Source organism: Propionivibrio pelophilus DSM 12018 (assembly GCF_059569095.1).
The window spans coordinates 1-3,752 of record NZ_JCANUT010000107.1; the positions used below are offsets into that span (position 1 = coordinate 1).

Below are 3,752 nucleotides of genomic sequence, written 5' to 3' on the forward strand. Positions count from 1 at the left end.
TTGGGAGTCTAGCTGCGTCATATTCCCCCTAGAAAGGAATCGCCAGCGCGAAGTGGATGTGCAACTCGCCGGTGCGCTGGCCGTAGGCCAGGTCGGCACCGATCGGGCCGGCCGGGCTGCGCCAGCGCACGCCGACGCCGTAGCCGACGGCGGGGCTCAGGCTGCCGACCGTGTCGGCTGCGTCGCCGGCGTCGATGAACGCCGCGGCGCCCCATTCGGGCGTGAGCCAGTGCGTGGCCTCGACGCTGGCGACACCGAGATAGCGGCCGCCGACGGTCGCCGAACCTTCCGTGACGCCGAGGCTCTGGTACGCGTAGCCGCGCACGGAACCGGCGCCGCCGGCGCGGAACAGGTAGTCCTGCGGAATGCCCTGCCGGGAGTCGGCCAGCGTCGCGCCGAGTTCGAGACGCAAGGTGATCGTGTCGCGCAGCCCGAGCGGCAGGTACTGCTGCCAGCGGCCATGCAGGCGCAGGAAGTCCTGGTCGGAGAGCAGCGCCTTCGCCGCGCCACCGATGCTCGCCTGCAGCACGGTGCCACGGCGCGGATCGAGCGGGTCGTCGACGTTGCGCCAGGTCCACATGGCGTCGGGCACCAGCGCCTGGTTGGTGCTCGTCTCGGCGCCGTCGGGATCGCGCTGCTCCTCCTGCCAGTTCAGCGACAGGCGCTGCTCGACGCTGCCGCGCGGCTGGATGGTCTGCACGCCGAAGGCGTGGCGGCGCGTCTCCAGTCCTTCAATGTCCGAGGTTTCCAGCAACGCGCCGAATCCGTGCCGCCGGTTCTTATCGTCCGGCGGCAGGAAAACGTCGGCGTAGGCAGTCTGCTTTTTCTGTTCGATGCGAATGCCTCCGTCGAGCAGCCAGGACTGGTTGAACAGGTCGGGGGTGTGGTAGGTCGCTTCGATCCGCGCGCCGGTGTTGGTGCTGATGCCGGCGCCAAAGCCGAAACGATGGGCAGGCCGCTCCTGAACGGTGACCCATACCGGGGCGCTGCGGTTGCCGTCGTCGTCGGTGACAGCGTTTTCGCGGTCGATCGTTACGCGCACCGAGGAAAAATAGGGCGTTGCCTGCAGCGTGCGCTGCAGTTCGCCGAGCTGGGCCTCGCTGTAGCGGTCGCCGGCCTTTGCCGCGCGGTTGTAGCGGGCGACCAGTCCCGGCTCATGGCGGTGCAGGCCGTCGACGCGCAACGCGCCGAAGCGGTAGCGCGGACCGGCGTCGTAGTGCGCACGCAGGTTTGCCTGGCGGGTTTCGCTGTCGATGCGCGCCTCGCTGTCGAGCAGGCGTGCGTCGGCGTGGTCGGTGGCGAGCAGTTCGCCGAGGACCTGCTGCTTGGCGGCGCTCCAGTCCTGCTGGCGGAATGGCTGGCCAACGGGCAGGCGCCAGCCGGTCTGTAGTTCGGTACGGACGGTGTTGGCGACGGAGCCGTCGATCGTCAGGTCGATATCGGCGATACGGGTGCGCGGGCCGGGGTCGATGTCGACGTGCAGTGTCGCGCCTTCTTCGCGCATCTTGATCACGGGCGAGAAATAACCCTCGGTCGCCAGGATTTCGCCGAGCAGTGTCTGCAGGCGGCGCGGCGAGATCGCCGACTCGGGGAGGTAGGGATTGATCAGCGCGGTGATCGGTTCCGGTGCGCGCAGCACGACCTCGGCGCGACCGGCGGGAACCGCCAGCGCCAGCAGCAATGCGCCCGCGATGCGGGAAAGGTTCCGGAAAGGCCACGACATCGGGTCATTCTACGCGCAGGATGTGGTCGTGCTACGCTGCCCGTCATGCCCAATTTCCCTGCAACGGAGGCTTTGATGGTTCATCTGACGACAACCCCGACGATCGAAGGCAAGCGCATCACGACCTACTGCGGCATCGTCGCCGGCGAGGCGGTGCTTGGCGCCAATATCTTCAAGGACATGTTCGCCGGCATCCGCGACCTGGTTGGCGGTCGTTCGGGTTCCTACGAGAAGGAGCTGCGCAAGGCGCGCCAGTACGCACTCGACGAACTCGCCGAGCAGGCGACGGAGCTGGGCGCGAATGCCGTTGTCGGCATCGATCTCGATTACGAAGTGCTCGGCGAAAAGAACGGGATGTTGATGGTGACGGCGAGCGGCACTGCAGTGGTGGTCGAGTGATGTCGGTGCGTTGAGTGAAAAAAACAACACGGCACGGAGATCGTACGGAGAATGCGGCAGCGCAATCGCATGGCGCGCGGTCATGAAGAAACCGACTTTGATCTGGTGCGGGAGATGGCGAAAACCAGCCACCCGCTTCTTTTCGCCTCGCTCAAGGTAAGGCGTGTTCGACATAACTCGAGTGTTGCAATTTGACAACACGATTGGCGCCTTTGCCACGCCAATCGCCACACCGAGGTTGCTTGCGTCGGGTGTGTTTGCGATGATCCGTCCAGCTTCTCATCACTGAGAGGTCCAGTTTGGCGGCGACAAGCGCGCTGCCGACCTTAACCCTAGAGGAGATTCACAAATGCAAAAGAAAATCATCGCTCTGGCTGTTGCCGGCCTGGTTTCCGGCGCTGCCTTCGCGCAGTCGAACGTCACGATCTACGGCATCATGGACGTTGGTGTCTATGGCTGGAGCGGCAATGACGAAAGCGCCACCGGTGTTGTCAGCAGCGGTCTGTCGACCTCGCGTCTGGGCTTCAAGGGTGAAGAAGCGCTGGGCAATGGCCTGAAGGCGATTTTTAACCTTGAAACAGGTATTGATCCCGATAACAAAGGTAACTGGAGTTCTGACCGTCAAGCCAACGTTGGCCTGACAGGTGGCTTCGGTACGGTCCTCGTCGGTATCCAGGGTTCGCTGAGCGACAACTGGCATGGTGGCGTGTCGGAAACGATGGGCAACATCAGCTCGCGTAACCTCATGCCCGCCGTGGTCGGCCGCTTCTCGAACGAAAAGGCTGACGGCGTCGCCTACTACTCGCCGGTGTTCAGCGGCCTGCAACTGGGTGCGTTGTACGGCACGAAGCAAGACGTCGACACTGATACCACGTCCCGTTCGGCTTATGTTCAACTCGGTGCTAAATACGCTAACGGCCCGTTTGCTGCCGCTCTGACGTATGCCCGCCTGAACGAGGGGACTGCCGATTCGGCTCTCCAAGACTGGACCGTCGGCGCAACCTACGACTTCAAGGTCGTCAAGCTGTATGCTGCTTACGAGCTTACGCAAAACTATGGTGCTGATGAAGATGACAACGCCGTTTGGACCCTCGGCGCTCGCGTTCCGGTCACCAAGGCTGGCACGATTGCCGCGTCGTATTCGCAAGCTGACAATGATGTCAAGGACACCGATACCGCCGCTTGGCAGATTGGTTATGAGCACGCCCTGTCGAAGCGTACGACTGCGTACGCTTCTTACATGCGTCTCGAAAATGACGACGCTGGCAGCGCTAAGCCCGCTAGCCGCTTTAGCGGGTCGGGCTTTACTACGCCCACGACCGACGAGAGCTACAACGGCGTCATGGTTGGTATCCGTCACCTGTTCTAATCTGACTCCGGTTAGATTCGAAATTGAAACGGGAGCTTCGGCTCCCGTTTTTTTGTTAACCCATGACGCAATCAGCAAAACCGGGGACACCAAAACCGGGGACAGACCACGGTTTTAGAGCAGGTCAGGCGATTTCAGATACTTCCGTTTTCTCGGACGACAGACGCTGGTGTCAAGTTTGAAGCGCAACACTAGAATTGATGCTGTAGGCATCAGGTGTTTGAGGCGTCAAGCTGTTCATCCGCGAGCAGTTTAGCGAAG

Annotated in this window: 3 protein-coding genes; 2 read left to right on the forward strand and 1 reads right to left on the reverse strand. The window is 62.6% G+C overall.

The genetic code is table 11. The annotated features are described in order from the left end of the window. Positions 1-28: 28 nt before the first annotated feature. Positions 29-1,723 (reverse strand): autotransporter assembly complex protein TamA, encoded by a 1,695-nt coding sequence (locus BO74_RS20650; RefSeq protein WP_496445217.1) that lies wholly within the window; start codon positions 1,721-1,723, stop codon positions 29-31. Between the two features lie 75 nt (positions 1,724-1,798). On the opposite strand from BO74_RS20650, the gene BO74_RS20655 reads away from it, so the two are divergent. Together BO74_RS20655 and BO74_RS20660 are read left to right on the forward strand one after the other, a co-directional pair. Continuing rightward, positions 1,799-2,122, forward strand: a complete 324-nt coding sequence (locus BO74_RS20655; protein WP_496445219.1) for a heavy metal-binding domain-containing protein — start codon at positions 1,799-1,801, stop codon at positions 2,120-2,122. 349 nt (positions 2,123-2,471) lie between these two features. Beyond that, positions 2,472-3,491 (forward strand): porin, encoded by a 1,020-nt coding sequence (locus BO74_RS20660; RefSeq protein WP_496445221.1) that lies wholly within the window; start codon positions 2,472-2,474, stop codon positions 3,489-3,491. Positions 3,492-3,752 lie beyond the last annotated feature (261 nt).

What these genes read in the sequence shown, in the direction of transcription:
- BO74_RS20655 (WP_496445219.1), top strand. Translation starts at nt 1,799, where the DNA reads ATGGTTCATCTGACGACAACCCCGACGATCGAAGGCAAGCGCATCACG.
- BO74_RS20650 (WP_496445217.1), bottom strand. Translation starts at nt 1,723, where the DNA reads ATGTCGTGGCCTTTCCGGAACCTTTCCCGCATCGCGGGCGCATTGCTG.
- BO74_RS20660 (WP_496445221.1), top strand. Translation starts at nt 2,472, where the DNA reads ATGCAAAAGAAAATCATCGCTCTGGCTGTTGCCGGCCTGGTTTCCGGC.